Below are 24,876 nucleotides of genomic sequence, written 5' to 3' on the forward strand. Positions count from 1 at the left end.
TGCGCGCCACGCCCCCTGCGTGGTGCCGATGGCACCACCCTCGGCCGAACGGAGGGGACCGGGCAGTGGCGCACGTCCCGGACCCGAGGACCTAGGTCCGATGCGGCCGGCCGACGGGGCGCAGAGGCTGAAGCCATGAACTCAACCGAATCCCCGGTGGTGCTCGAGGGGCATCTCGACACCCGGGTCAGTCGAGCCCTGTGGCTGGTCAAGTGGCTGCTGCTGATCCCGCACTACATCATCCTGCTGTTCCTCTGGGTCGCCTTCGCCGTGCTCAGCGTGGTCGCCTGGTTCGCGATCCTGTTCACCGGCCGCTACCCGCGGGCGATCTTCGACTTCAACCTCGGTGTGCTGCGCTGGACCTGGCGGGTGGACTTCTACGGCTACGCCGCGCTCGGCACCGACGCCTACCCGCCGTTCACCCTCGACGACGTGGCCGACTACCCGGCCCGCCTCCACATCGCTTATCCCGAGCGGCTCTCACGCGGGCTGGTGCTGGTGAAGTCCTGGCTGCTGGCGATCCCGCACCTGCTGGTCCTGAGCTTCTTCGTGGGTGGCGGGCTGTACGTCACGCAGACCGGCAACGACCCGGAGACCTGGACCTGGGGGAGCGGGATCGTCGGGCTCCTCGTCCTCTTCGCCGGCGTCGCGATGCTGTTCGGACGCGGCTACCCGCGAGGGATCTTCGACCTGGTGCTCGGGATGGACAGGTGGGCCGCACGAGTGGCGGCGTACGTCTTCCTGATGACCGACACCTACCCGCCCTTCCGGCTCGACCAGGGTGGGAGCGACCCGGCCCGTCCCGTGGCTCCGGAACCGTCGGCCCCGGCCGGCGCGGCGGCGACCCCGCCGGTTCCGGCAGACCCGGTGGGAACCGGACGGCCGTGAGCGGGGTGTCACGCGTGCGTCGAGGGACTTTGGTCCTCGGCGCACGGGTAAGACGTGCATTGGCGGGCGTCGTCCATGGTCGTAGGTTGATCAGGTGACCGAATCCGCAGCGCCCGAGGGCGCCACCGAGCCCATCCGGGTCTTCCTGCTCGACGACCACGAGGTGATCCGCCGCGGGATCAAGGACCTCCTCGAGGACGAGGACGACATCGTCGTCGTCGGCGAGTCCGGCCTGGCCGAGGAGGCACGCCGGCGGATCCCCGCCCTGCGCCCTCATGTCGCGATCTTGGACGGCCGGCTCCCCGACGGGTCCGGCATCGACGTGTGCCGCGACGTACGCTCCGTGGACCCGAGCATCGCCGCCCTGATCCTGACGTCCTTCGACGACGACGACGCGCTGTTCTCCGCGATCATGGCCGGCGCCGCCGGCTATCTCCTCAAGCAGATCCGCAGCGCCGACCTCGTCGAGACCGTGCGCCAGGTCGCCGCGGGCAAGTCGATGCTGGACCCGGCGGTCACCGCGCAGGTGCTGGAGCGTATCCGCAGCGGGCCCAAGACCAACTCGGTCTTCGAGAACCTCACCAACCATGAGCGCCGGATCCTGGAGCTCATCGGCGAGGGCCTGACCAATCGGCAGATCGGCAAGGAGATGCATCTGGCGGAGAAGACGGTGAAGAACTACGTCTCCTCCCTCCTCGCCAAGCTGGGCCTGGAGAGCAGGACCCAGGCTGCGATTCTGGTGACCAAGACGCTGCAGGGTTGATAGATTCGGGGGATGTACCACCCCTGCGACGGAGGGGGTCGACGTGGGACGTACGCCACCCCGACAGCGCCGTGCACCTGCTGACACGGCCGAGACAACAACACTGCGCAGCACACCGCTCGACGAGCTGCTGACCGAGGTCCTCGACCGGTTCACCGACGCGCGAGACGAGCAGGTGCGCTGGCGGCTGCTGCTCGACGCCATCGTCACGATGGGTGCGGGCCTCTCGATCGACGACCTGCTGAACCGGATCGTCGAGGTCGCCAAGACCTTGGCGGGGGCCAGGTATGCGGCGCTCGGCGTCCTCGCCAGCGCCGGCGAACGCCGGCTGCGACTCTTCCTCACCCAGGGACTCACCGTGGAGGAGCAGATCCTCATCGGGGATCTGCCCAGCGGACATGGTGTGCTCGGCCTGCTGATCGACCACCCCGAGCCGGTCCGGCTGCGCGACATCGCCGCCCACCCGGCCTCCTACGGCTTCCCGCCGAACCACCCGCCGATGGGTTCGTTCCTCGGAGTTCCCGTACGCATCGGGGAGAAGGTCTTCGGCAACCTCTATCTGACCGAGAAGATCGACGGGGTCGAGTTCACCGACCAGGACGAGCGCATCGTCGTCGCCCTCGCCGCCGCAGCCGGCGTCGCGGTCGAGAACGCCCTCCTGGCCGAGGAGGCCGAGCGGCGCGGGCGCTGGCTGGATGCCCGGGCCGAGATCACCAGCACTCTGATGGGCGACATCGACCGGAGCGCGGCCCTCCAGCTCGTCGCCGATCGGGCCCGCGAGATCGCCCGTGCCGATGTGGCCTGGATCGTGACGGGACCGTCGGCCGAGCGGCTGAGGGTGGAGGTCGTCTCCGGCGCCGAGGTCGACCCCGACGTGCTGAAGCGTGCTCCGGTGCGCGAGTCGGTAGCCAGCCAGGCGATCAGCGACGGCGTGCCGATGGTGGTGGAGGACATCGCGAGCGCGACCGGGGGAGGGAGCGTGGCCGCGGTCATCGATCTCAGCGACATCGGGCCCGGGGTGCTGGTGCCGCTGGGACGTACGGACCCGTCCGAGGAGATGAACGCGGTCGGCGTGCTGGCCCTGGCCTGGCGGCGGGACAACGCCGAGGAGGCGCAGGGCGTCGACCTGACGGTCGCCACCGCGTTCGCGGAGCAGGTCGCGCTTGCCATCCGGCTGGCGCAGAACCGAGAAGAACGCCAGCGCCTGGCCGTCTACGACGATCGGGACCGGATCGGCCGCGACCTGCACGACATCGTGATCCAGCGACTCTTCGTCATCGGTCTGCGTCTGCAGGGCGGCCTCAACCTGGCCGACAACCCCAAGCTTCGCGGCCGCTTGGACCAGGCTGTCGAGGACATCGACGACACGATTCGCGACCTTCGCCGGGCGGTCTTCGAGCTCGGCGCCCCCGACCACAGCGGCGACATCCAGTCGCAGGTCACCGAGCTGGTCAACCGCGCGGCGGCGTCGCTCAAGTTCCGCCCCAGGCTCGCCTTCGACGGTCCGATCCGCCTGCGGACGCCTCCTGAGGTGGCCAAGGACGTGGTCGCGGTCCTCGGCGAGGCGCTCTCGAACACGGCTCGCCATGCGCGCGCCAGCGAGGTGCAGGTGTCCTTGACCGCCGGCGACGAGCTGGTGCTCCGGGTGAGCGACGACGGGGTCGGGATCCCCGACGACGCGGTGGAGAGCGGAGTGGCCAACATGCGTCACCGTGCCGAGGCCCACGGCGGTCGGTGCACCGTCGAGACGGCGAAGCCCAAGGGGACCGTGGTGGAGTGGTCGGTGCCGCTGAGCTGACCGGTCGTACCCCTCCTGGGCGTCTCGTGCCAAGGTGCTGCCATGGACGTACGCCAGGTGATGCCGTCGTGGAGCCGCGGCTACCAGCGGAGCTGGCTGTGGCCCGATCTCCTCGCCGGCGTGACGATCACCGCCTACCTGGTGCCGCAGGTGATGGCGTACGCCGAGCTGGCCGGTCTGCCGCCGGAGACCGGGCTGTGGGCCTGCGTCGGGGCGATGCTGGTCTACGGGCTGCTGGGTACGTCCCGGCTGCTCTCGGTCGGCCCGGAGTCGACCACGGCGCTGATGACCGCGGCCGCGATCGGGGCCACCCCCGGCGCGGCACGCGATCCGGCCGGGTTCGCGGCGACGCTGGCGCTGGTGGTGGCGGCGATCTGCTTCGCGGGCTGGCTCGCCCGGGTCTCGGTGCTGGCGGAGCTCTTCTCCCGGCCGGTGCTGGTCGGCTATATGGCCGGCATCGCGGCGCTGATGGTCGTCTCCCAGCTCGATAACCTCACCGGCGTGCGGATCGAGGGCGATGACGTGCTGACCGAGCTCGCCAGCTTCGTACGCAACCTCGACCAGGTGCATCTGCCGACCTTGCTGCTCGGTGTCGGAGCCGCCGCCGCGATGATCCTCGGCTCCGTGCTCGCTCCACGGGCGCCGGTCGCGCTGCTCGGCATGCTCGCCGCCACCGGACTCGTCGCACTGCTCGGCGAGGGGCACGGGCTGCGTCTCGTCGGCGAGATCTCGATCCGGCCGCCGGCGCCCGGGTTGCCGGATCTGGAGCTGGGCAGCGTCGTCGCGATGCTCGCGCCGGCGCTCGGGGTCGCCTTCGTCGGCTACACCGACAACATCCTCACCGGGCGTGCCTTCGCGGGCCGCGACGAGCGGGTCGACGCGCGCCGGGAGCTGCTGGCGCTGGGCGGGGCCAACGTGGGGTCCGCGCTCCTGCACGGGTTCCCGGTGAGCAGCAGCGGCAGCCGTACGGCCATCGGTCATGCCGTCGGCGGGCGCACGCAGCTGACCTCGTACGTCACCGCAGCCACGACCGTGGCGGCGGTGTTGTTCCTGGCGCCGGTCCTGGAGGCCTTTCCCGAGGCCGCGCTCGGCGCGGTCGTCGTCTATGCGGCCACCAAGCTGGTCGAGGTGGGCGAGCTGCGCCGGTTCGCCCGGTTCCGGCGCAGCGAGCTCGTGCTGGCGCTGGTCGCGACGTTGGCGGTGCTCGCCGCCGGGGTGATGTGGGGCGTGCTGATCGCGGTCGGGCTCTCGGTGCTCGACCTGCTGCGCCGGGTCGCGCACCCGCACGATGCGGTCCTGGGGCTCGTCCCCGGTCTGGCCGGCATGCACGACGTCGACGACTACCCCGACGCCGAGGAGGTGCCGGGACTGCTCGTCTACCGCTACGACTCGCCCCTCTTCTTCGCCAACGCGGAGGACTTCCGCACCCGCGCGCTCGCTGCGGTCGACGCAGCCGAGTGGCCGGTGGAGTGGTTCCTGCTCAACGTCGAGGCCAACGTCGAGGTGGACATCACCGCGGTCGACGCGCTCGAGTCGCTGCGCCGCGCGTTGGCCGAACGCGGCGTCGTCCTCGCGATCGCCCGGATCAAGCAGGACCTGCGCGACTCACTGGCACCCTCCGGGATCCTGGACAGGATCGGCGAGGAGCGTCTCTTCCCCACCCTTCCGACAGCCGTGGAGGCGTACCGCCGTCGCGAGCGGTGACCTGACGGACCAAGGTCCTCGGGGTGGGGCCCCGACGTCCCTGCCCTCCCGCGTTCCGGCGGATGAGAGTGGACCCTGGGAGCGGCCGGACGTGCCGCGCCCAGGAGGAGACGACATGTCCGAGAACAACCGGATCCTGGTCGGGATCGACGGGGGAGAGGGCGAACGGGCGGCGATCGCCTACGCCGCGGCCGAGGCCGGTCTCGACGACGCCGACCTCTGGCTCATGCACGTGACCCTGAGCGAGCCCGCCGACGTGGTCCATCCCTACCCGTGGCTCTCGCAGGACAGCCGAAACTCCGGGATGCAGGTGTTGCGGAAGGCAGCGGACGAGGCCGGCGCCTACGTGGGGGCCGATCATGTCAGCGGGACCCTCCTGGAGGGGAGGACCGTCCCCGGACTCGTCCACGCCGCCGCGAAGGCACGCCTGGTGGTGCTCGGCGACGACCGCGGACACCGCCTGGAACACATCGTGACGGGCTCGATCACCCACCGGGTCGCGGGCCACGCGCCGGTCCCGGTCGTCGTGGTTCCGAGCGACTGGTCGGGGGAGGAACCCGCTCGCCGCGTCGTGGTCGCGGTCAAGGACTGCGAGAGCTCGGCCGGACTGATCGCTCAGGGCCTCAGGCACGCGGCCGACCGCGACGCGGAGCTGGTCGTGATCCACGCCTGGCAGCTGGACACGGTCTATGACGACATGACGCTGTCGCACCTGGACGTGACCGGCTGGGAGAAGGCAGCCCGGCGCGCCCTCGACGAGGGACTCGGCCGAGCCCGCCGGCGCGTGCCGCGCGCGTCCGGGGTGGACGTACGCATCGACATCCGCCACGGCCAGCCTGCTCGGGTGATCGTCGACGAGGCAGCGAACGCCGATCTCCTGGTCATCGGCCGCCGTCGCCACTCCTTCCCGCTGGGTCGCCTGGGCAGCACGGGTCGTGCGCTGCTCCGCGAGAGCCGCTGCCCGGTCGAGATACACCCTCCCGTTCCTGACGTCATCACCGTCGAGGACCTCGTCCTCGAGCACGAGGGCCGGATCGAGAAGGCCGAGGAGACGCACGCATTCTGAGATCCGGGGACCGGAGGGCGACGGAGCCGGCGATGGCGACCTTGCTCGTCCGTTGGACGACCGCGGTCACGATGTCGGAGGGCGTGGGCTTCCTCGTTCCCGTCGCCGTCGGCACCACGATGGTGGACCGGCCCTGGTACGTCGGCCTGCCGGCGTTGCTCGGCGCCGGCGCGGTCGAGGGCGCCGTCCTCGGCTGGGCGCAGTCGGTCGTGCTCCGGGGCGTGCTGCCCGGCGTGCGCGGGCACCGCTGGGTGATGCTCACCTCGGGCGCAGCCGTGGTGGCGTACCTGCTCGGCATGGCCAGTGCACTCACCGCGACCACGTCGGGCTGGATGCAGATGGTCCTACCGATCCTCTGCGGGCTGCTCCTCGTGCTCTCGATCGGCGCCGCGCAGTGGCTCGAGCTGCGCCACCACGTGCCGCACGCCGCCAGCTGGGCTCCGGCGACCGCGGTCGCATGGCTCCTGGCGCTCGGCGCGTTCCTCGCCATCGCCACCCCGCTGTGGCACGAGGGGCAGCGGCCCTGGGTCACCGTCCTGATCGGGGTCGGCGCCGGACTCGTGATGGCGTTCGTCCAGGCAGTGCTGACGGGATGGTGGCTGGTCCGGCTGTTGTCCTGGTCCGTGGAGGCGGCTCGACAGTGAGCCATCGGCCCGTCAGGACAGGAGTACGCCGCCGTCCACCACGATCTGCGTGCCGGTCATGTAGGAGGACAGGTCGGAGGCGAGGAAGAGCGCGGCGCGTCCGATGTCGTCCGGCTCTCCGAAGCGACCCATCGGGATCCGGGCGGTGAACCGCTCGATCAGCTCCGCCATGTCGACGCCTGTGGGCAGCTGCGCGCCCTCCTGCGCATGCCTGACGCCGGGGGTGGTGATACCGCCGGGAGCGATCGCGTTCACCCAGATGCCGTGGGGGGCGAGCTCGAGAGCGACGTTCTTCGTGAAGCCCCACTCGCCGTGCTTCGAGGCGTCGTAGTGGGCGAGTCCGGCGGAGGACGGGTGCAGGGCGTCGATGGAGGTGACGTTGATGATCCGGCCGCCCTGCCCGCGCTCGATCATCCGCTCGGCCACCAGCTTCGTGCACAGGAACACGCCGTTCAGGTTGATGTCGAGCACCCGCCGGAAGTCGTCGGGCGTCATGTTCATGACCAGGATGTTGGGATAGATCCCGGCGTTGTTGATGAGGATGTCGATCGCATCGTAGGCCTCGACCACGGTGTCGACCATCTGCCGGACGCTCGTCTCGTCGGAGACGTCGACAGCCACGGGCATGGCCTCGAAGCCGTCGGCGACCAGCTGTTTCGCAGCCGACGCGGCGGCTTCCTCCTCGATGTCCGCCACCGCCACCCGTGCGCCCGCCTCGGCGAGCCGGTAGGCGATCCCGAGGCCGATCCCCATCGCACCACCGGTGACGATGGCGGTCTTGCCCGTCAGGGCGATCAGGTCGTCGATCGGTCGCAGCTCCTGCTTCATCGTGCACTCCCTCTGTGGGTATCGATCAGCTCTCTGCGTGGTCAGCGTGGTCAGCGCGGTCCGGTGATCTCGCGTGTCCGCAGCACCGTCATCCGCCGCTCGTAGTCGTCCTCATCGATCTCGCCGCGAGCCAGCCGCATGGCGAGGACGTCCTCCGGGGTGATCGGGCCTCCGCCGATCGGCCGGTCCTCGCGGAGCAGCCTGCGCCCGAGCACGACCGCGGTCGTGATGACCAGTCCCCAGAACAGGACCATGCTGATGGTCATCAGGGCGTAGCCCCAGCCGTTCATTCCCGAGCCGTACCAGTACATCATCGTGACCTCCACGGAGCATGGCTGTGTGTACGCCTCGACAGTGCGCCCGAGCCGTCCGGTGCGGCGAGTGGCCAACGGCTGGGGGAGTCGGGGCCTTGGTCCCACGCCGAGGGGATCGTCGCCCCTTCGCGCGGATCGCGCCGCTGTGGAGAGTGGCTCTCATGAGACGTTGGATCTGGTGCGTGGTGGCCGGCATGGTCGGCGTTTGTGGTCTGGTCGCGCTCATGTCGTGGTCGGTGGCGGCGACGGTCGCCTGGTGGCTGGCGGGCTGGCTGGTCGCGGTGGCGCTGTGGGTGTGTCAGTGGCCGGAGAAGCATCCGATCCAGTGGCGTGTGGTGCTCCTGAGGAGCCTGCCGTGGCCGACGGTCCCGCTGGCCGCCGGGGGACTCGTCCTGGCGCTCGGATTCGTGACCGGCCTGCTGGTCACGGCGACGGGGCTGGCCGCGGCCTGGGAGGCGGGATGGCTCGACCGACGTATCCGGGAGAAGCAGCCGGGGCGGACCACACGTCGGTTCGGGGGGCGCGCCCGGGCCGGTAGCAGCGTCTCGTCGACAGCAGTGATCGGCCCGTGGATCGTGGATCCGGCCGAGGCCGTCCTGGAGGTCACCGACGAGGTGACCGACTCGGACCTGTGCATGGCCTGGCGGTCGAGCTACGTCGCCCTCGACCGGGCTGCCGACCCGAGCGAGAAGCTGCGGGCCGTGCAGATCAGAGAGGTGCTCCTCGACGAGCTCGGGCGCCGCGACGCACCGGGGCTGGAGGCGTGGTTCCGCTCGGGTGCCCGCGCGGCAGGCTGGCCGGATCGCTACCTCAGGGGCGTACCGCCCCAAGAGCGTCGAGGCGCGCACTGAGCCGCTGGAGCGACGACCCGATCTCGTGATGGAGGGGACATGACCGCAACCTCGAGTCCTGGCTCGCCAACCGTGGCGGGCCAAGAGCCCATGGACCGACCGACCCGCCCGATACCGCCGCTCGAACCTCGGGTCGTGGTCGGCGTGGACGGCTCCGAGCCCAACCGGGCCGCGGTGGCCTATGCCATCGCCGAAGCGGCCGCCGCAGGCCGGCCGCTCGTACCGGTCGGTGCCGTTCAGCATCTGGTGCGACACGAGGAGGACGCCCTGGACGGGCGTCACTGGTCCGTGCTGGGCGAGATCGAGCGGCAGGTGGAGGCCGAGCACCCCGGCATGAGGACCGTGTCGCTCATCGAGTTCGACCACCCCGTGCCGGCGTTGCTCGGGTACGCCGACGTGGAGGATCTGCTCGTCGTCGGCAAACGCGGCCTCGGGGGTGGTCGCCGGCTGCTGGTCGGGTCGACGGCGATGAGGGTCGCCGGACGTTCGCTCGGGACGGTGGTGGTCGTACCACCGGGGTGGCGTCCCGCGGAGCACGTGGAGGAGCCGGTCGTCGTCGGTGTCGACCCGGACAGCCACTACGAGCCGGTGCTGCGCGCGGCTTTCGAACGGGCCCGGCGCGACCGGGTCGAGCTGGTGGTGCTGCACACGGTCAACCTTCGTCCGGTGCTCATCTGGGACCCGACCGTCAACGCACCACTGGTGCGCGACGGTCAGGAGCGCAGCAGCATGGACCTGGAGTCCGTGATCAAGCCGTTGCGTGAGGAGTATCCGGAGGTTCGGGTCACCATCGAACGAGACCGGGGCCGTGCCGCCGGCATCATCTTGGCGAGGTCCATCGGCGCGCAGCTGATCGTGCTCGGAAGGCGTCACGACGGGCGAGGCACCTGGGGTCTCGGACCGGTCGCGCGCGAGGTGATCCACCAGGCCGAGGTGCCGGTCGCCGTGGTGCCCTGTCCCGCCGCGCCCACCGGCCGCGACCGTTGAGGGCGTGGTCATGGACCTTGATCCCGACATCTCCGGACCATGGCCTCTCCGGGGGAACGGCCGGTGAAAGGTTGGCTGGAGAGGTCCGAGAGCGTGATCCGGAGGAGGTCGGACTCGACCGCCGGGCTGCGAAGAGCCTCCGGGGGCCCGCCACATGGGGGTGGGCGGGCGCCGGGGAAGACGCCTGGTGGGGGAGGATCACGCATCAGCTCCCACCAGGCAGTTCGTTGATCGAGCGGACGGCACCTGCTCGGGTCGGGTCGGCTTCCGGGTCTCCGAGCTCGGCCGGCGTGGACCAAGGTCCCGGACGTCGGCACCGATGCCCCTGTCCTCGGCCCCGCCGTCCCGGTGAGAGTCGGAGCGGGCCGGGCCAGGGGTGTCCGTGCCGAAGGAGGAGGACATGTCCGAGACAGCACGGATCCTGGTCGGTATCGACGGTGGGGAGGGTGGTCGGGCGGCGCTCAGATACGCGGCGGCCGAGGCCGAACGCAGCGGAGACGAGCTGTGGCTGGTCCACGTAGCGCCGCCTCCGACCGTCCCCGGCGTCGTCTACCCGTACATCGCGCCGACGCCCGTCGGCCACGACCGTGAGCTCGGGGCAGGGCTGCTGGAGAGGGCGGTGAAGGAGGCGATGACGCTGGCGCCGGCCGACCGCGTCACCTCGACGCTCGTGCGGGGTGACGCCGCCGACGGGCTCGTGCAGATGGCGGCCGCGACGCGGCTCGTCGTGCTGGGCGGCCACCACCACTCCGCCCTGGAGCGGATCTTCACGGGCTCCGTGGTCAACCGGGTCGCCGGGTACGCCCCGGTGGCGGTCGCCGTCGTCCCGGAGCCGTGGCCCGCGGGCGCCGGCGCCGACCGTGTCGTCGTCGCGGTCAAGGACTGCGACGACGCTGCCGGGCTGGTCGCCCGCGCGATGAGCGAAGCGGCCGACCGCGGCGCCGAGCTGGTCATCCTGCACGTCTGGCAGGTGCCCACCCCGTACGACGGCCTGTCGCTCTCGCAGCGCGACCTGGCCGAGTGGGATGCCGCGCTGCGGCACGAGCTCGAGGACACGCTCGAACGGGCCCGACGTCATCGGTCTGCGCCTGCGGGGCTGGTCGAGGTACGCATCGAGGTGCGCCAGGGGCAGCCGGCGCAGCTGATCGCCGCCGCGGCGGCGGAGTCCGACCTGCTGGTCATCGGCCGCCGCCGGCACGCTTTCCCTGCGGGTCGCCTCGGGAGCACCGGCCGGGCGCTGCTGCGAGTGAGCCGCTGTCCTGTCGAGGTGCTGCCTCCGGTGCTCGACATCGTCGAGGCGGAGGAGCTGTCGGTGTCGCGGCCGGCGGAGATGTCCGGCTCGTGAGGCCTGACGGTCGACCGTCCTGACGCCGCGGGGACGAAGGGCCCGCTTCGCGCGGACCCCGTTCCCTCGCCGCGACGGCGTCGTCGGCGGTTGGCTGAAGGTGTCCGGCCAAGACGGGCCGGCGAGACCGATGGAGGGAATCATGACCTCAATCTCCACACCCGGTTCCACGACGACGCTGCCCGGGCACTACCCGATGCCCGCCGCGCGGCTGCTCGCGGTGCTGCGGATCGCCTTCGGGCTCACGTTCCTGTGGGCCTTCTTCGACAAGCTGCTCGCGCTGGGCTTCCACACCGGTGCGATCACCAACGAGGCCGGGACCCGCACGGGCATCGACTTCCTCGCCAAGGATGCGGCCTGGGTCAACGGCGGCAGCCCCACCGACGGCTTCCTGTCCAACGTGCCCGAGAACAACTGGCTGCAGGGCATGTGGAACGACATGGCCGGTCAGTGGTGGGTCGACGGGCTGTTCATGCTCGGCCTGCTCGGCGTCGGGCTCACCCTCACGTTCGGCATCGGGATGCGGGTCGGCGCCATCGCCGGCGCGGCGATGTACGTGCTGATGTGGTTCGCGAGCTTCCCGCTCGACAACAACCCGATCATCGACGACCACCTGCTCGGTGCGCTCACCGTGGGCGTCCTGGCCATGACGTACGCCGGTGACACCTGGGGCTTCGGCAAGCAGTGGGCACGGATGCCGGTCGTCATGCACCACCCGTGGCTGCGGTGACGGCAGGGTCATGAGCTACCTACGCACCTTCGGCGAGATCGGCATCGACGACGTGCCCCTGGTCGGCGGGAAGAACGCCTCTCTCGGTGAGATGTATCGCCGCCTCCACGACCGCGACATCCGCGTGCCCGACGGGTTCGCCGTCACGGCCGACGGCTATCGCCGCTTCCTGAGTGCCGCGGGCATCGACTCGGCCCTCGCGACCGTCTTCGCCGACCTCGACGTCGACGACCGCGAGAACCTCGCCGAGCACGCTGCCCGGGCACGCAGGCTGCTGCTCTCCGCGGAGCTGCCACTGGACCTGGCCGCGGAGATCCGGGAGGGCTACCAGGCCCTTCGCGAGGAGTACGGCAGCGACGTCGCGCTCGCGGTCAGGTCCTCGGCCACGGCCGAGGACCTGCCGGACGCGAGCTTCGCCGGGCAGCACGAGACGTTCCTCGACGTCCAGGGCGAGGAGGCACTGCTCGACGCCGTACGCCGCTGCTTCGCCTCGATCTTCACCGACCGGGCCGTCGACTACCGCGCCCGGCACGGCTACGACCAGCTGTCCGTGGCGCTGTCGGTCGGGGTGATGAAGATGGCGCGCTCCGACCTCGCCTGCTCCGGGGTCTCCTTCACGCTCGACACCGAGTCGGGGCTCCGCGACGTCGTCTTCGTGACCGGCTCCTACGGCCTCGGCGAGAACGTCGTCCAGGGGCTGGTCGAGCCCGACGAGTTCTACGTGCACAAACCGACGTACGCAGCCGGCCACCGTGCCGTGCTGAGCCGCCGCCTGGGGAGCAAGGCGGTGCGGATGGTGCTGGGGGAGACGGCGCTGGAGGAGCCGGTACGGAACGAGCCCACGCCGCCCGAGGACCGCGACCGCTTCTGCCTCACCGACGAGGAGGTGCTCGAGCTGGCCGGCGCGGCGATGACCATCGAGCGCCACTACGACAAGCCGATGGACATCGAGTGGGCCAAGGACGGCACCGACGGCCTGCTCTACGTCGTCCAGGCACGCCCCGAGACGGTCGCTGCCCGGAGACGGCCGACCGCGACGACCCGGTACGTGGTCGAGGCCCACGGCGACCTGATCACCACCGGCCGCGCCGTCGGTGCGAGGGTCGCGGCGGGCCGTGCCCGGATCGTCCGCGGGATCGGGGACGACGACGGCTTCGCCTCCGGCGACGTGCTGGTCGCGCCCAGCACCAGCCCCGACTGGGAACCGCTGATGAAGATCGCCTCCGCGGTGGTCACCGAGCACGGCGGCCGCACCTGCCACGCCGCCATCGTCGCCCGTGAGCTGGGCATCCCGGCCGTGGTCGGCACCGGTGACGCGACCAGCACGATCACCGAGGGCGAGGAGATCACCGTCTCCTGCGCCGAGGGCGACGAGGGCCATGTCTATCGCGGCCTGGCCGACTTCCACGCGAACGACGTCGCCACCGCGCTGACGGCGCGACCGCGGACGCACGTCATGCTCAACCTCGGCAACCCCGGGATCGCGTTCGAGTCGTCCTTCCTGCCCAACGACGGGGTCGGGCTGGCTCGGATGGAGTTCATCCTCGCCGAGCACGTGCGCGTGCACCCGCTCGCCGCGCTCCACCCCGAGCGCATCACCGACGCCGGGCAGCGCGCCGAGGTCGAGCGTCTCGTCGGCTACGACGGTGCGGCGTACGTCGTCGAGAGGCTGGCCGAGGGCATCGGCACCATCGCCGCCGCCTTCCATCCCAAGCCCGTCGTCGTGCGGCTCTCCGACTTCAAGACCAACGAGTACGCCACCCTCCTCGGCGGCGCGGCCTTCGAGCCGGGCGAGGCCAACCCGATGCTCGGCTTCCGCGGCGCCGCCCGCTACGCGCACCCCGCCTACACCGAGGGATTCGCCCTCGAGTGCGCCGCGTTGCGCCGGGTCCGGGAGCAGATGGGTCTGGACAACGTCGTCGTGATGGTGCCGTTCGTGCGCCGCCTCGACGAGGCCGATCGCGTGCTGGCGCGGATGGCCGAGCTCGGCCTGCGGCGCGGCGAGCACGGGCTGAAGGTCTACGCCATGTGCGAGATCCCCTCGAACGTCATCCTGGTCGACGAGTTCGCCGAGCGGTTCGACGGCTTCTCCATCGGCAGCAACGACCTGACCCAGCTCACCCTCGGCGTCGACCGCGACAGCGAGCTGGTCGCCTTCGACTACGACGAGCGCGACCCGGCGGTGCAGCGGATGATCGGCCTCGCCGTCGAGGGCTGCCGGCGCAACGGCATCCACTCCGGCATCTGCGGCCAGGCGCCCTCCGACCATCCGGAGGTCGTCCGTGTCCTGGTCGGACTCGGGATCGACTCCATCAGTGTCACCCCGGACTCGGTGGTCGCCGTGACGCAGACGGTGCTCGCGGCCGAGGAGGAGTCGTGATGAGCGACCAAAGGCCCTTGGCCGGGGCCGACGGTCCCTGTCGTGGGAGGGCCCCGCAGAGCGACGCTGGAGCCATGGCTGAAGTAATCAAGGGAACCAGGAACCTCGTCCTGGCAGGAGTCGACGGCACCGAGGCCGGGATCGCCGCCGCCCGCTACGCCGCCGCGGAGGCGGTCCGGTCGAGCTCCGCGTTGCACCTGGTCTACGTGGTCGACCCGTACGCGCCGCCGCTGCCGACCTGGCCGCCGGCCCACACCGACCCCGACTCGAGGATGGGCAAGCTCGGCCGCGCGATCCTCGCCGAGGCGGAGGAAGCGGTGGCGAACAGCGGCGCGGTCGTGAGCACGTACCTGCTGCTGGGGAAGCCGTCGGCGGTGCTGGCCCAGGAGGCAGCCAGAGCCCGCCTCCTCGTGCTCGGTGACCAGCCACGAGCCCGGTTCGACCGGATCATCACCTCCTCGATCATCGGCCCGGTCGCGGCCCACTCGCCGGTGCCCATGGTCGTCGTCCCGGCGGCATGGCCGCGGGAGGGCTCGCCCCACGAGATCGTCGTGGGGGTCCACGACCCGGCCGCGTCCATCGCCCTCGTACGCCGTGGGCTGGAGGTGGCGGCCGCGCGCGGTGCGAGGCTGCGCCTCCTGCACGCGTGGCACACCTTCGGGGCGTACCAGGACTACCTCACCGTCGGCAGCGAGGAGCGGGCCTGGACGGAGCGGGCCGAGCGGGAGCTCAGCGTGGCCCTCGAGACGGCTCGTACCGAGTGCGGCCCGGACGCCGCAGCCGTCGATGCCCGCATCGAGGTGGTGCACGCCCAGACGGCGTACGCGCTGGTGGAGGCGTCGCGCCGGGCCGAGCTGCTGATCCTCGGCCGCGCCCGTCAGTTCCTCGGCTTCGGACACCTCGGCGGCACCGCCCGGGCGGTCCTCCGCGAGAGCAGCTGCCCGGTCGAGATCGACCCGCACGTGGCCCCGGCGTTCGAGGGGGACGCCGGGGCGACGGTCGGCCCCACCACAGCGAACAACCGGTCGGCCGGAGCCGGACGCCGGTGACGAAGGAGACGACGATGTACCTCGCAGCACGATGGTTCCCCGGTCACCTGACCGAGATGGACCGCACGGAGTGCCTGGAGCTGCTGGACCGCTATGAGGTCGGCCGCGTCGCCTTCGGCGACCCGGACGGGCCGCTGGTCCTGCCGGTCAACCACGTCATGGTGGGTGACCGGATCGTCTTCCGCACCGCCCCGCGCACCGCGATCTCCAACCATGTCGGCATCGGGCCGGTGTCGTACCAGATCGACGAGTTCGACACCTACACCTCCTCGGGCTGGAGCGTGCTGGCTCGTGGGACCGCGGAGTTCGTCGACGGCGTCTGGCTCAAGGCTCATGACCTCGAGCCGGAGCCCTGGGCCAACGGCCGAAGGACCTTGTTCGTGTGCATCACGCCGACCGATATCACCGGCCGGCGCGTCGTGCCGACCTGAGCAGTACGTGGCAGACGAGAAGAGGCGAAGGAGTCGAGATGACGTACGCAGCGATCCCCGAGGGTGCCGTCCTGGTCGGTGTCGAGAACTGGCCGGATGCGACCGAGAGCGTGTCGTGGGCGGCGGAGCAGGCGTTCCGGGACGGGCGGGACATGTGCCTGTTCCACGTGGTCTCCGCCTCGACCCTGGACACCCCGCCCGGATTCCGGGCAGGTGCGCCCTCGGAGCCCGAGCAGGACTACGGGGCGACCGTGCTGGCCAGCGCCCGCCGCTATGCCGACCGCCGCCTCGAGGAGCTCTCCAGGGCTCCCGGGTTCGCCGGCCACCGGCGCCCGGAGGTGAGCGTGGAGCTGGAGGCCGGGTCCGTAGCACGCGTGCTGGACGCCGCCTCCGCCCACGCGTCGTTGCTGGTGCTCGGGTCGCGGGGCAGAGGCCCGATCCGGAGCCGGATCCTCGGCTCGGTCAGCCGGTCGACCGTCAAGGACGCGCGCTGCCCGGTGGTCGTGCTGCGCCCCGGCGGCGGGGGAGTGGGCCGGGGTGTGCTCGTCGGCATCGACGGGACGGGTGACTCGATCCCGGCCCTCGAGTTCGCCTTCGATCAGGCCGCCCAGCGCAACCTGCCGGTCACGGTGCTGTACTGCTACCGCGCCGGCGGCCCGGACAGCACCGACGACGACCGGGCCCTGGTCGCCGAGTGCGTCGCCGGGCTCCGGGAACGCTACCCGGACCTGAACCCACGCCTCCGGATCCACTCCGGAAGCCTCGCCCACGTCCTCGCCGAGCAGTCCCGGACCATGCACATGGTCGTGACCGGCGGTCCCGGTGGGGTGGCCGGCCACCTCCTGGACCATGCGCACAGCGTGGTCGCGGTCGTGCCGTCCGCCTACTCCCGCGACTCGCGCGCCGACACGCCCCCGGCCACCGCCGTCTGAGCGCGTCGGTCCGGAGCCTGCGCGGCGAGGGCGCGGCGCAGCCGGGCGACGGGACCGGGGCTGTCGATGCCGACCGCCCCCACCTCGTCTCCGCCGCGCCGGTAGACGATGAACCCGGGCTCGCGCTCCTCCTCGTCGGCCGCCGTGGTCTCCCCGACGACCTGGATCCGGCGACCGTGCCAGGTCGACCAGGCGAACGGGACGGAGGCGAAGACCTCGTCCGCCCCGGCGGCGTTCGCGCCGGCGACCCGGCCCTGCTCGCCGGCGGTGGTCCAGTGCTCGCCGCGCTCGCCGTCGACGCACGCCACGTCGCCCGCGGCCCAGACCCCGGGAGCGCTGGTGGCCAGCCTGCGGTCGCAGAGGACCCCGCCGGTGCGTACGTCCAGGGCGACGTTGCTGCCGGCGAGCCATGCCGTCGCCGGGCGGGCGCCGATGCCCAGGACGACGGCGTCGGCCGTCAGGGTCTCACCGGTGCTCAGCTCGACCGCGTCGACGCCACGGTCGGAGGTGCGTACGCCGGACACGGTGGTCCGGGTGAGCAGCCGGACGCCGGCCTCGGCGTGCAGCTCCATCAGCCGCCCGGCCGCGTGCGGACCGACCGCGCGCTCCAGCGGGCGGCTGCCCGCCTCGAGGATGGTGACCTCGATGCTACGGGCGCGGGCCGCCGAGGCGATCTCGGAGCCGATGAACCCGGCCCCGACGATCATCATCCGTCGTGAGCGGGCCAGGGAGTCGCGTACGTCGAGCGCGTCGTCGTAGCGCCGGAGCACGTGCACACCGGGGAGGCCGGTCAGCCCGGGCAGGGTCGTCGCCGTGCTGCCGGTGGCGATGACGAGCGCGTCGTAGTCGAGCTCCCCGGCGCTGGTGGCGACCGTGCGGCGTTCGGTGTCGAGACCGTGGACCCGCACCCCGGCGAGATGCCGGACCCGCAGCTCCTCGATCACCTCGCTGGACCGCAGCACCGGCACGGCCGGCTGCTCCTCGCCGGAGAGCGCCGCCTTGGACAGCGGTGGCCGGTCGTAGGGCGGGTGCCGCTCGTCGCCGACGATCGTGATCGGTCCGGACCAGCCGGCAGCACGTGCGCCCTCGACCGCGCGGAGCCCGGCCAGGCCTGCGCCGACGACCAGGAGGTGACGGTCGTGGTCGGAGGACATGCTCATCCCTTCAGGCGGAGGGCGGAGACCGGGCAGGAGTCGACGGCGGCCTTGACGTACGCGCGGTCCGGGTCGGGCACCTCGTCGCTGAGCACCTCGACGAGGCCGTCGTCGCCGATCTGGAAGTAGGTGTCGGCCTGGGCCTCGCACATGCCGATGCCCTCGCACACCGTCTTGTCCGCTTCGATGGCGCTCACAGCATTGACTCCTTCAGCGGGATGAAGTCGACCTTCTCGCGTACGCCGCAGTCGGGGCAGCACCAGTCGTCGGGGATGTCTCGCCAGGCGGTGCCGGCCGCGAAGCCCTCCAGCTCGTTGCCGACCGCGACCTCGTAGACGTAGCCGCAGCCGGGGCACCGGCCCGCGGCGACCTCGTCGTCGAAGATCTGCCGGGTGACGTCGTCGATCGCCCCGATCTCCTCGTGAGCAAGGTCGGCGGGAGGCGGGAACTTCGCGAGCAGCGTGTCGAGCCGGCCGGGGCGTACGTTGGCCAGCCGGACGTCGCCGTCGAAGTGCGCGACCACGCGCTTGTCCATCACCCGGCGCCACAGCGGCGGGATCAGGGCCAGGACGATCATCCCGGCGTAGCCGGTCGGCAGGGCCGGGGACTCCCGGTAGTCACGCAGGGTCTGGTAGCGCCGGGTCGGGTTGGCGTGGTGGTCGCTGTGCCGCTGCAGGTGGTAGAGGAGCACGTTGGTGGCGATGTTGTTGGAGTTCCACGAGTGCATCGGCAGCACCCGTTCGTAGCGCCCGGAGGTGGTCTTCTGCCGCAGCATCCCGTAGTGCTCCAGGTAGTTGACGATCTCCAGCAGGGAGAAGCCGATGACGGCCTGGAGGATCAGGTAGGGCAGGATCCCGACGCCCAGCCAGAGCGTCATGGCGGTCCACAGCGCCACGCTCATCAGCCAGGCGTTGAGGACGTCGTTGCCGAGGTGGAACGGGTGGGTGCCCTTGCGCCGGTAGCGCTTCGCCTCCAGGCCCCAGGCGCTCTTGAGCGACCCCGACACGGTGCGGAACCAGAAGCCGTAGAGGTTCTCACCCATCCGGGAGGAGGCCGGGTCCTCGGGCGTCGCGACCCGTACGTGGTGGCCACGGTTGTGCTCGATGTAGAAGTGTCCGTAGAAGCTCTGCGCGAGCGCGATCTTGGACAGCCACCGCTCGTGGCTCTCCTTCTTGTGGCCGAGCTCGTGGGCGGTGTTGATGCCGATGCCGCCGATGAAGCCGATGGTGAGGGCCAGGCCGATCTTGTGCGCCAACGGCCAGTCCTGGGTCGCGATCAGGTACATCGCGAAGGCGAACCCGGCGTACTGGATCGGGAGGAACGCGAAGGTGATGTAGCGGTAGTACCGGTCCTCCTCGAGTTCCTCGATGATGTCGTCGGGCGGGTTGGAGCGGTCCAGGCCCGCCGCGAAGTCGATGGCCGGGACGATGAGGAGGACGACGATCGGCCCCGTCCACAGGAACGCGCCCCACCCGGTCAGGACGTAGCCACCCACGGCGATGAAGGCGAACGACGGGACCACGAGGCCGAGGAGCCACAGATAGCGCTTCCTGTCGCGCCACCTCTCGGTGGAGCCCCGGTCGACAGTGCCGCTGGCGTCGAGTGTCATCTGCTTCCTCCTGTGATGCCGGTTACGTCCCTTGTCAGAATGGACGTAGTGGCCGCAGGAGTCTTTGGTCGATCAGGCCGAATCGATCACGAATTCCTGTGCATTTTCACAGTCGTGCTTACGAGGAAGGTGTCGTGATAGTCGAGCGCCAGGAGCAGGTCGCCGGCCCGTTCGCGCAACGGGCGCCCGAGGAGCCGCTCGGCCTGGGCCACGCGGTAGCGGATGGTGTTCTTGTGGACGCCGAGCCGCTCGGCGATCCGGTCCGCCGTCTCCGCGGAGGTGAGCACCTCGCGTACGGTCTCGCGGAGCCGGCTCTGGGACGGGTCGGCCAGCCCGCGCAGCGTGGTCCGGGTGAACCGCTCGGCGGCGTCGGGGTCGTGCGAGACGAGGACCAGGGCGGCCACGTCGTCGTAGGCCGTCACCGGTTCGTGGCGCCCTGGCGCCAGTGCGACCCGCTGGGCCGCCTGGGCGTCCAGATGAGCTGCGACGAAACCGTCGAGGCCGCTTCCACCGACGCCGATCGTCACGCGGACGGCGGCGGGGTCGATGCCGGCGTCGATCTCGGTGTCGGTCACGGCGTCCGGCAGCTCGCCCAGCGCCAGCCAGGCCCAGACGTCCCTGCCGCCGGGACGGACCAGGACCGACCGGACGTGCCCCGCCCGGCGGGTCACGGCGGTGAGGGCCGGCTCGAGCTGCTCGATGGAGTCGGCGGTGAGCGCGTGCGCGACCAGAGCGACGTGACCGGGGATGTTGACCGGATGGCCGGCGAGCGCGGCGGACAGCTCGGCGGGGGAGACGCTCCGGGTGTCCAGCGCCTCCGAGACGATCTCGAAGCGACGGGCGTCCCCACGCTGCCGGATCCGGTTCGTCTCGGCCTGGTGGATCAGCACGGACTGCTCGACCGAGGAGCCGAACCAGGCGTTGGCCTTCGTCCAGAACCAGACCAACAGGGCCTCGTGATCGAGGTCGTCGGGTGCCTGCTGGACGACCTGCACCGCGAAGTCCCAGCTCGCCTCCTGCGCTCGCTGATAGACCTTGAGCAGCAGCGGGAGGCCGATATGGCGGCGGGCGGCCTCGAGGGCCACGGCCTGCGCCGACGGGACCAGCTCGAACGGAGCCTCCGGCAGGGTGATGCGGTCGAGGAAGGCGTACCAGTGCTGCTCGACGGCCTGCAGGATCAGCGGTCTGAGATCGGCGACGTCGACCTCGCCGTCGGCGAGGATCGCGTCAGCGGTCGACGCGGCCCAGCGGGCCACCTCCTCGGGCCGGCGCTGGTCCTCGGCGAATGCCGCCAACCAGGCACTGATCTCGGTCATCGCCCACCCCCTTCGCCGCCTCGGTTCCGGGCAGTTTACAAAGGCCGATCCCGGGGCCGTGGCTGGGAGAGGACGCTCAGATGTCTCTGCGGAGAACCGCGCCGGGCCACGGCTCGGCCTGCCCGGTGTCGACGGTGAACCGTCGCTCGAGCGTGAACCCGAACCGCTCGTAGACGCCGATCAGCGCCTCGTCGTCACCGGCGTAGCAGTCGAGCCTCATCTGCTCCACACCCCGCTGCCGGGCGATCTCGACGGCGTCGTCGACCAGCACCCGGCCGATCCCTGAGCCGCTGCGCTCCCGGTCGGTGACGAGGAGCTGCAGGTAGAGCTCGGGGACCGGTGCGGGCTCGACGTACGGCAGCGGCTCGTCGGCCACGACGCAGAGCCCGACGACCTCCCCGTCCTCCTCAGCGATCCGGGCGATGCGCTCGGAGAGCATCTGCCGGATCTGCACCACCCGGGCCTCGACCGCGGAGAACGGCTCCTCACCCCACTGCCCGGTGCGACCCTGCGAGGCGAGCCAGGCGACGGCGGCGTCGAGGAGGCTCATGGCGGCGGGGAGGTCGCTGACGGACCCGTCTCTGAGGTGCATGGACGGAACCTGTCACGACCGGGTTCGGCTGTCGAACGCTTTCAGGCGTGTCGCGGGCCCGAGGAACTCGTGGTCATCCGCCGACGCGGCGCGAAGCCAGATAGGAAGGAACCACGGCGCCGTTCGGCAGCGGGTCGTTCGCCTCGGAGGACCGGAACGCATCGATGGCCAGAGCGGCGAAGCGGCGCGCCGCCGGGACGCTACGGGCGGCGGGGCTGGCAGCGAGGCCGCGGCCGGCGAGGAGCACGAGGACGAGGTCGTCGATGACGAAGTCGCGCCGAAGCCTGCCGTCGGCCTTGGCGCGCCGGGAGAGATCGGCGAGCTTCGCGAGCGCCGCGGTGCGATGTTGGGTGAACGAGTCGAGCGGCTTCTCCGCCATGAACGCGTCGACGAACCCCTGGTTCCCGACGTTGAGCACGCTGATCCGCTCGATGACCGAGGTGAAGCCACGCCACGGGTCGGGATCGGCGCAGCCGTCGTCCACGATCCTTTCGCATGCGTGCAGCTCGTCGGCGAAGACGGCGTCGAGGAGCGCCTGCCGAGAAGGGAAGCGGCGGTAGAGCGTCGCCGGGCCGACTCCGGCGCGCCGCGCGACGTCGCGCATGGTCACCTCCAGCCCGCGCTCGGCGTAGAGCGACCTGGCCGCCGCGAGGATCCTGTCGCGGTTGTCCCGGGCGTCGGAGCGGAGCTTGTGAGGCAACGTCTCGGACATGTCTCTCACTTTCTGGAAGTGGACGCGGGCGTCCGTTAGCTTCGCCAGCGTACGCCTCACACGAGCCAGACGGAGATGACGATGAGAGCAGTGCGGGTTGAGCGGTTCGGGGATCCGGGCGGGATGGTGGTGACCGAGGTCGACGTGCCGACGCCGGGGCCCGACCAGGTGGTGATCGCCACCGAGGCGATCGGCGTCGGCGGGGTCGATGCCGTCATCCGACGGGGCACCATCGCGGGCATGGGGTTCGAGCCGGGGCTGATCCCCGGCAGCGAGGTCGCCGGCACGGTGACGGCGGTCGGCGCCGGCGTGGACGCGTCGTGGGTGGGACGCCGGGTCTGGGCGTTCACGCTGCTCGGCGGCTACGCCGAGCATGCCCTCGCCCGGGCCGAGCACGTCAGCCCCCTACCCGAGAACGTCACCCCGGTCGACGCGGTGACGATCGGCAGCTCCGGGCCGGTGGCTCACTTCGCGCTCGCCCACGCCCACTTCGCGCCGGGAGAGTCCGTGCTCGTACGCGGCGCGGCCGGGAGCATCGGCATCGCCGCTGTCGAGATCGCCGCGGGTCGCGGTGCGAGCGCTGTCGCGGTGACCACCTCCTCGCCCGAACGGGGCGAGCGGCTGCGTGGGCTCGGTGCGACCCACGTGCTCGACCGCTCCGGCCACGGCGGCCAGGACGCACCCGCCGCCCATGACGTGATCGTCGACATCGTCGGAGGTCCGGCGACGCCTGACTTCGTGGATCGGCTCGCGCCCAACGGCCGGTTCGTGGTCGTCGGGGCGGTCGCGGGGATGCCGCCCACGGACGTCTCCGCTCGCCTGATCGGCGCCTTCCAGCAGTCCCGCAGCTTCGCCACGTTCAGCCTCGACACCATCCCGGTCCCGGCCCGCGACGTCGTCCGCACCGAGCAGTTCGCCGCGCTCGGCCGAGGCGACCTGCATGCGGTCGTCCATGACGTACTGCCCCTCGAGAAGGCCGCCGAGGCGCACCGGCAGATGGACGACGGCACGGTGTTCGGGCGGATCGTGCTGGTTCCCTGACCCGGTTGCCGAGCGTGTTCCGGGTCAGGGAACGGTCACGGAACCGCCGTGCCTCCGCGGCGCGACGGGCGCGCGCACGACGGAGGCACGGCGGCGATGGTCAGCCGGTGATCCTCAGGCCTCGGCCCGGACCCGCCCGCCGATGGCGTGGTCGATGCTGGCGCGGCCCGGACCGGCCACGGCGAGGGCGATCGCGATGGCCGAGACGACCGCGACCAGCTCCCAGCCGCCCTGGTCGACGAACACGCCGGAGCTGCGGTGGGCGAACCAGAAGGCGCCGATCATGTCGATCACGACGAGGGCGGCGGCGACCGGCGTGAGGAGACCCAGCAGGAGCAGCGCACCCCCGGCCAGCTCGACGAGGGCGGCGAAGGTCGCGGCCGCCTGGGCGGCCGGGACACCCATCGCCTCGAAGGACTGCGCGGTCCCGTCGAGCGTGTAGGTGGCGAACTTCTGCCAGCCATGGGCGATGAGGACGGTTCCGACGAGGAGCCGGGCTGCGAGCAGACCCAGGTCGGTGGCGGGAGCAGGGAGCGACTGTCCGAGTTTCATGGGGTTCCTTCTCTCGTTGTGCGGGGGTTGGTTCAGGCGTGAGGTACGCGGGCGGCGACCCACGATGCGAGCTCGTGGAGCGCGGCCGGGGTGATGCCGTGTCCGCCGGGGTCCCGGTGCGCCACGGTCGGTGCGCCGGACTTCTCGAGCAGGTAGTGCCAGGTGCGGTCCAGCAGCTCGCGGGGGATGACCTGGTCGGAGTCGCCCTGGGCGACCATGACCGGCAGGTCCGCGAGGCGACCGGCCTCGACGGGTACGCCGGCGTCGAAGGGAAGCGTGCCGTAGAGGACGGCGACGCCGGCGAAGCGTCCGGGCTCCTGGAGCGCGAGCCCGCCGGCGAAGGCGGCGCCGCCGCTGAAGCCGACGAGGACGACCGGGCGGCCCTCCGGCGCGATGCCGTCGAGCCACTCCCGGAACCAGCTCGTCGTCTCCGCGAGCGAGGTGGCGACCGGGCGGCCGATCCCGCGGTTGGCGAACCAGGCGTACCCGCCGCCCTCCGCGATCGGCGCCCGCACGGCCACATAGGCCGGACCGTCGGGAAGGTGCTCGGCCAGCCCGATGATCTCGCGCTCGTGCGAGCCCCGGCCGTGCAGCAGGACGACCAGGGGAGCCTCGGGATCGGCGCTGCCGTGGGTCGCGGTGTGCACCGAGGTGCTCATCGGTCCTCCGTCCGGTTCAGCTCGGCGGCCGTGCGGACCCCGCTCCAGCGGGCGACGTCCTTGGCCAGGTCGAGCCGGTCGACGGGAGCGGCGTTCTCGAAGTCGCCCCACTCGGCCCGCGGCAGCATCCACATCACCTCGAACTCGTTGCCGTCGGGGTCGGCGCCGTAGACGCTCTTGGTGGCGCCGTGGCTGGACTCTCCGGTGAACGCGCCGAGCTCGGCCAGCGTCATCCGTGCCTGCTCGAGCTCGTCGATCGTGTCGACCTGCCAGGCGAGGTGGTAGAGACCGAGCGAGCCGCGCGGTCGCGGCGGCTGGGCGCCGACACCGAACAGTCCGAGGTCGTGGTGGTTGCCGGACCGGCGCAGCCGCAGGAACGCGGCGTTGGCACGCGGCTCGCGAGCCATGACCGTCATCCCGAACGCAGCCTCGTAGAAGGCGATGCTGCGCTCGAGATCGGCGACGAACAGGACGGCGTGGTTGAGACGTACCGGGTTGACGGTCATCGTGGACTCCTCGGGTGAGGGGTGA

The 24,876-nt window shown here is 71.4% G+C and carries 26 protein-coding genes; 15 read left to right on the plus strand and 11 right to left on the minus strand.

Annotated elements, in window-relative coordinates; translation table 11 throughout:
- Positions 1-135 precede the first annotated feature (135 nt).
- From ACWZJV_RS26220 to ACWZJV_RS26245, 6 genes are all read left to right on the plus strand, one after another.
- Complete coding sequence (locus tag ACWZJV_RS26220; protein ID WP_457179425.1) at positions 136-888, plus strand: DUF4389 domain-containing protein; 753 nt, start codon at positions 136-138, stop codon at positions 886-888.
- A 94-nt stretch (positions 889-982) separates the two neighbouring features.
- The gene (locus ACWZJV_RS26225; protein WP_008361416.1) at positions 983-1,651 is read left to right on the plus strand and encodes a response regulator; all 669 of its coding nucleotides are present in this window, start codon (positions 983-985) and stop codon (positions 1,649-1,651) included.
- Positions 1,652-1,694: 43 nt separating this feature from the next.
- Positions 1,695-3,449 (plus strand): GAF domain-containing sensor histidine kinase, encoded by a 1,755-nt coding sequence (locus ACWZJV_RS26230; protein ID WP_008361415.1) that lies wholly within the window; start codon positions 1,695-1,697, stop codon positions 3,447-3,449.
- 42 nt (positions 3,450-3,491) lie between these two features.
- Complete coding sequence (locus tag ACWZJV_RS26235; protein WP_457179426.1) at positions 3,492-5,153, plus strand: SulP family inorganic anion transporter; 1,662 nt, start codon at positions 3,492-3,494, stop codon at positions 5,151-5,153.
- Between the two features lie 115 nt (positions 5,154-5,268).
- Complete coding sequence (locus tag ACWZJV_RS26240; RefSeq protein ID WP_457179427.1) at positions 5,269-6,219, plus strand: universal stress protein; 951 nt, start codon at positions 5,269-5,271, stop codon at positions 6,217-6,219.
- 32 nt (positions 6,220-6,251) lie between these two features.
- Positions 6,252-6,863: a hypothetical protein gene (locus ACWZJV_RS26245; RefSeq protein ID WP_457179428.1), complete on the plus strand. Its 612-nt coding sequence runs from the start codon at positions 6,252-6,254 to the stop codon at positions 6,861-6,863.
- Between the two features lie 12 nt (positions 6,864-6,875).
- On the opposite strand, the gene ACWZJV_RS26250 is transcribed toward ACWZJV_RS26245, so the two are convergent.
- Together ACWZJV_RS26250 and ACWZJV_RS26255 are read right to left on the minus strand one after the other, a co-directional pair.
- Positions 6,876-7,691: an SDR family NAD(P)-dependent oxidoreductase gene (locus ACWZJV_RS26250; protein WP_457179429.1), complete on the minus strand. Its 816-nt coding sequence runs from the start codon at positions 7,689-7,691 to the stop codon at positions 6,876-6,878.
- A 50-nt stretch (positions 7,692-7,741) separates the two neighbouring features.
- The gene (locus ACWZJV_RS26255; protein WP_196874417.1) at positions 7,742-8,017 is read right to left on the minus strand and encodes an SHOCT domain-containing protein; all 276 of its coding nucleotides are present in this window, start codon (positions 8,015-8,017) and stop codon (positions 7,742-7,744) included.
- 149 nt (positions 8,018-8,166) lie between these two features.
- Here ACWZJV_RS26255 and ACWZJV_RS26260 point away from each other — a divergent pair, with 149 nt between their 5' ends.
- The 8 genes from ACWZJV_RS26260 (at position 8,167) to ACWZJV_RS26295 (ending at position 16,710) form a co-directional block, all read left to right on the plus strand.
- Positions 8,167-8,856, plus strand: a complete 690-nt coding sequence (locus tag ACWZJV_RS26260) for a hypothetical protein (RefSeq protein WP_457179430.1) — start codon at positions 8,167-8,169, stop codon at positions 8,854-8,856.
- 135 nt (positions 8,857-8,991) lie between these two features.
- A complete protein-coding gene (locus ACWZJV_RS26265) occupies positions 8,992-9,843 on the plus strand; it encodes a universal stress protein (protein ID WP_457179431.1) in 852 nt (283 codons plus the stop codon).
- Between the two features lie 400 nt (positions 9,844-10,243).
- Positions 10,244-11,188, plus strand: a complete 945-nt coding sequence (locus tag ACWZJV_RS26270; protein WP_457179432.1) for a universal stress protein — start codon at positions 10,244-10,246, stop codon at positions 11,186-11,188.
- Between the two features lie 142 nt (positions 11,189-11,330).
- Complete coding sequence (locus ACWZJV_RS26275; RefSeq protein ID WP_457179433.1) at positions 11,331-11,918, plus strand: hypothetical protein; 588 nt, start codon at positions 11,331-11,333, stop codon at positions 11,916-11,918.
- Between the two features lie 10 nt (positions 11,919-11,928).
- Positions 11,929-14,298, plus strand: coding sequence for a phosphoenolpyruvate synthase (gene ppsA, locus ACWZJV_RS26280; RefSeq protein WP_457179434.1), 2,370 nt, complete (start codon positions 11,929-11,931; stop codon positions 14,296-14,298).
- A 74-nt stretch (positions 14,299-14,372) separates the two neighbouring features.
- Positions 14,373-15,347, plus strand: coding sequence for a universal stress protein (locus tag ACWZJV_RS26285; RefSeq protein WP_457179435.1), 975 nt, complete (start codon positions 14,373-14,375; stop codon positions 15,345-15,347).
- 14 nt (positions 15,348-15,361) lie between these two features.
- Positions 15,362-15,778, plus strand: coding sequence for a pyridoxamine 5'-phosphate oxidase family protein (locus ACWZJV_RS26290; protein WP_457179436.1), 417 nt, complete (start codon positions 15,362-15,364; stop codon positions 15,776-15,778).
- 38 nt (positions 15,779-15,816) lie between these two features.
- Positions 15,817-16,710, plus strand: a complete 894-nt coding sequence (locus ACWZJV_RS26295; protein WP_457179437.1) for a universal stress protein — start codon at positions 15,817-15,819, stop codon at positions 16,708-16,710.
- Here ACWZJV_RS26295 and ACWZJV_RS26300 read toward each other — a convergent pair.
- The 6 genes from ACWZJV_RS26300 to ACWZJV_RS26325 all read right to left on the minus strand — a co-directional run bounded on the left by ACWZJV_RS26300 (position 16,662) and on the right by ACWZJV_RS26325 (position 22,093).
- Positions 16,662-17,864 (minus strand): NAD(P)/FAD-dependent oxidoreductase, encoded by a 1,203-nt coding sequence (locus ACWZJV_RS26300; protein WP_457179438.1) that lies wholly within the window; start codon positions 17,862-17,864, stop codon positions 16,662-16,664. The two genes, ACWZJV_RS26295 and ACWZJV_RS26300, sit on opposite strands and share 49 nt — an antisense overlap.
- A 2-nt stretch (positions 17,865-17,866) precedes the next feature.
- Entirely contained in the window at positions 17,867-18,061 is a 195-nt protein-coding gene (locus ACWZJV_RS26305) for a ferredoxin (RefSeq protein ID WP_008361402.1), read from the minus strand.
- Positions 18,058-19,473, minus strand: coding sequence for a fatty acid desaturase (locus ACWZJV_RS26310; RefSeq protein WP_457179439.1), 1,416 nt, complete (start codon positions 19,471-19,473; stop codon positions 18,058-18,060). Before ACWZJV_RS26310 ends, ACWZJV_RS26305 begins: the two co-directional genes overlap by 4 nt.
- An 86-nt stretch (positions 19,474-19,559) precedes the next feature.
- The gene (locus ACWZJV_RS26315; RefSeq protein WP_457179440.1) at positions 19,560-20,789 is read right to left on the minus strand and encodes a PucR family transcriptional regulator; all 1,230 of its coding nucleotides are present in this window, start codon (positions 20,787-20,789) and stop codon (positions 19,560-19,562) included.
- Positions 20,790-20,865: 76 nt separating this feature from the next.
- Positions 20,866-21,381 (minus strand): GNAT family N-acetyltransferase, encoded by a 516-nt coding sequence (locus tag ACWZJV_RS26320; protein ID WP_457179441.1) that lies wholly within the window; start codon positions 21,379-21,381, stop codon positions 20,866-20,868.
- Positions 21,382-21,454: 73 nt separating this feature from the next.
- Positions 21,455-22,093, minus strand: coding sequence for a TetR/AcrR family transcriptional regulator (locus tag ACWZJV_RS26325; RefSeq protein WP_457179442.1), 639 nt, complete (start codon positions 22,091-22,093; stop codon positions 21,455-21,457).
- An 81-nt stretch (positions 22,094-22,174) separates the two neighbouring features.
- On the opposite strand from ACWZJV_RS26325, the gene ACWZJV_RS26330 reads away from it, so the two are divergent.
- Complete coding sequence (locus tag ACWZJV_RS26330; protein ID WP_457179443.1) at positions 22,175-23,134, plus strand: zinc-binding dehydrogenase; 960 nt, start codon at positions 22,175-22,177, stop codon at positions 23,132-23,134.
- Between the two features lie 114 nt (positions 23,135-23,248).
- Here the strand turns inward: ACWZJV_RS26330 and ACWZJV_RS26335 are convergent, their stop codons facing one another.
- From ACWZJV_RS26335 to ACWZJV_RS26345, 3 genes are read right to left on the minus strand one after another with little or no spacing between them, the layout of a single operon-like run.
- Entirely contained in the window at positions 23,249-23,686 is a 438-nt protein-coding gene (locus tag ACWZJV_RS26335) for a DoxX family protein (protein WP_196874402.1), read from the minus strand.
- A gap of 32 nt (positions 23,687-23,718) precedes the next feature.
- Positions 23,719-24,345, minus strand: a complete 627-nt coding sequence (locus tag ACWZJV_RS26340) for an alpha/beta hydrolase (protein WP_457179444.1) — start codon at positions 24,343-24,345, stop codon at positions 23,719-23,721.
- The gene (locus ACWZJV_RS26345; RefSeq protein ID WP_196874401.1) at positions 24,342-24,851 is read right to left on the minus strand and encodes a VOC family protein; all 510 of its coding nucleotides are present in this window, start codon (positions 24,849-24,851) and stop codon (positions 24,342-24,344) included. The genes ACWZJV_RS26340 and ACWZJV_RS26345 overlap by 4 nt, the downstream gene beginning before the upstream one ends.
- Positions 24,852-24,876 lie beyond the last annotated feature (25 nt).

The sequence above is a fragment of the Nocardioides sp. WG-D5 genome (genome assembly GCF_054031175.1).

Bases quoted from the DNA above. Each gene is read 5' to 3' on its own strand.
- ppsA (WP_457179434.1), top strand. From the start codon at position 11,929: ATGAGCTACCTACGCACCTTCGGCGAGATCGGCATCGACGACGTGCCC.
- ACWZJV_RS26245 (WP_457179428.1), top strand. From the start codon at position 6,252: ATGGCGACCTTGCTCGTCCGTTGGACGACCGCGGTCACGATGTCGGAG.
- ACWZJV_RS26240 (WP_457179427.1), top strand. From the start codon at position 5,269: ATGTCCGAGAACAACCGGATCCTGGTCGGGATCGACGGGGGAGAGGGC.
- ACWZJV_RS26325 (WP_457179442.1), bottom strand. From the start codon at position 22,093: ATGTCCGAGACGTTGCCTCACAAGCTCCGCTCCGACGCCCGGGACAAC.
- ACWZJV_RS26270 (WP_457179432.1), top strand. From the start codon at position 10,244: ATGTCCGAGACAGCACGGATCCTGGTCGGTATCGACGGTGGGGAGGGT.
- ACWZJV_RS26315 (WP_457179440.1), bottom strand. From the start codon at position 20,789: ATGACCGAGATCAGTGCCTGGTTGGCGGCATTCGCCGAGGACCAGCGC.
- ACWZJV_RS26330 (WP_457179443.1), top strand. From the start codon at position 22,175: ATGAGAGCAGTGCGGGTTGAGCGGTTCGGGGATCCGGGCGGGATGGTG.
- ACWZJV_RS26340 (WP_457179444.1), bottom strand. From the start codon at position 24,345: ATGAGCACCTCGGTGCACACCGCGACCCACGGCAGCGCCGATCCCGAG.
- ACWZJV_RS26300 (WP_457179438.1), bottom strand. From the start codon at position 17,864: ATGTCCTCCGACCACGACCGTCACCTCCTGGTCGTCGGCGCAGGCCTG.
- ACWZJV_RS26275 (WP_457179433.1), top strand. From the start codon at position 11,331: ATGACCTCAATCTCCACACCCGGTTCCACGACGACGCTGCCCGGGCAC.
- ACWZJV_RS26295 (WP_457179437.1), top strand. From the start codon at position 15,817: ATGACGTACGCAGCGATCCCCGAGGGTGCCGTCCTGGTCGGTGTCGAG.
- ACWZJV_RS26250 (WP_457179429.1), bottom strand. From the start codon at position 7,691: ATGAAGCAGGAGCTGCGACCGATCGACGACCTGATCGCCCTGACGGGC.
- ACWZJV_RS26220 (WP_457179425.1), top strand. From the start codon at position 136: ATGAACTCAACCGAATCCCCGGTGGTGCTCGAGGGGCATCTCGACACC.
- ACWZJV_RS26290 (WP_457179436.1), top strand. From the start codon at position 15,362: ATGTACCTCGCAGCACGATGGTTCCCCGGTCACCTGACCGAGATGGAC.
- ACWZJV_RS26335 (WP_196874402.1), bottom strand. From the start codon at position 23,686: ATGAAACTCGGACAGTCGCTCCCTGCTCCCGCCACCGACCTGGGTCTG.
- ACWZJV_RS26235 (WP_457179426.1), top strand. From the start codon at position 3,492: ATGGACGTACGCCAGGTGATGCCGTCGTGGAGCCGCGGCTACCAGCGG.
- ACWZJV_RS26260 (WP_457179430.1), top strand. From the start codon at position 8,167: ATGAGACGTTGGATCTGGTGCGTGGTGGCCGGCATGGTCGGCGTTTGT.
- ACWZJV_RS26310 (WP_457179439.1), bottom strand. From the start codon at position 19,473: ATGACACTCGACGCCAGCGGCACTGTCGACCGGGGCTCCACCGAGAGG.
- ACWZJV_RS26345 (WP_196874401.1), bottom strand. From the start codon at position 24,851: ATGACCGTCAACCCGGTACGTCTCAACCACGCCGTCCTGTTCGTCGCC.
- ACWZJV_RS26285 (WP_457179435.1), top strand. From the start codon at position 14,373: ATGGCTGAAGTAATCAAGGGAACCAGGAACCTCGTCCTGGCAGGAGTC.
- ACWZJV_RS26320 (WP_457179441.1), bottom strand. From the start codon at position 21,381: ATGCACCTCAGAGACGGGTCCGTCAGCGACCTCCCCGCCGCCATGAGC.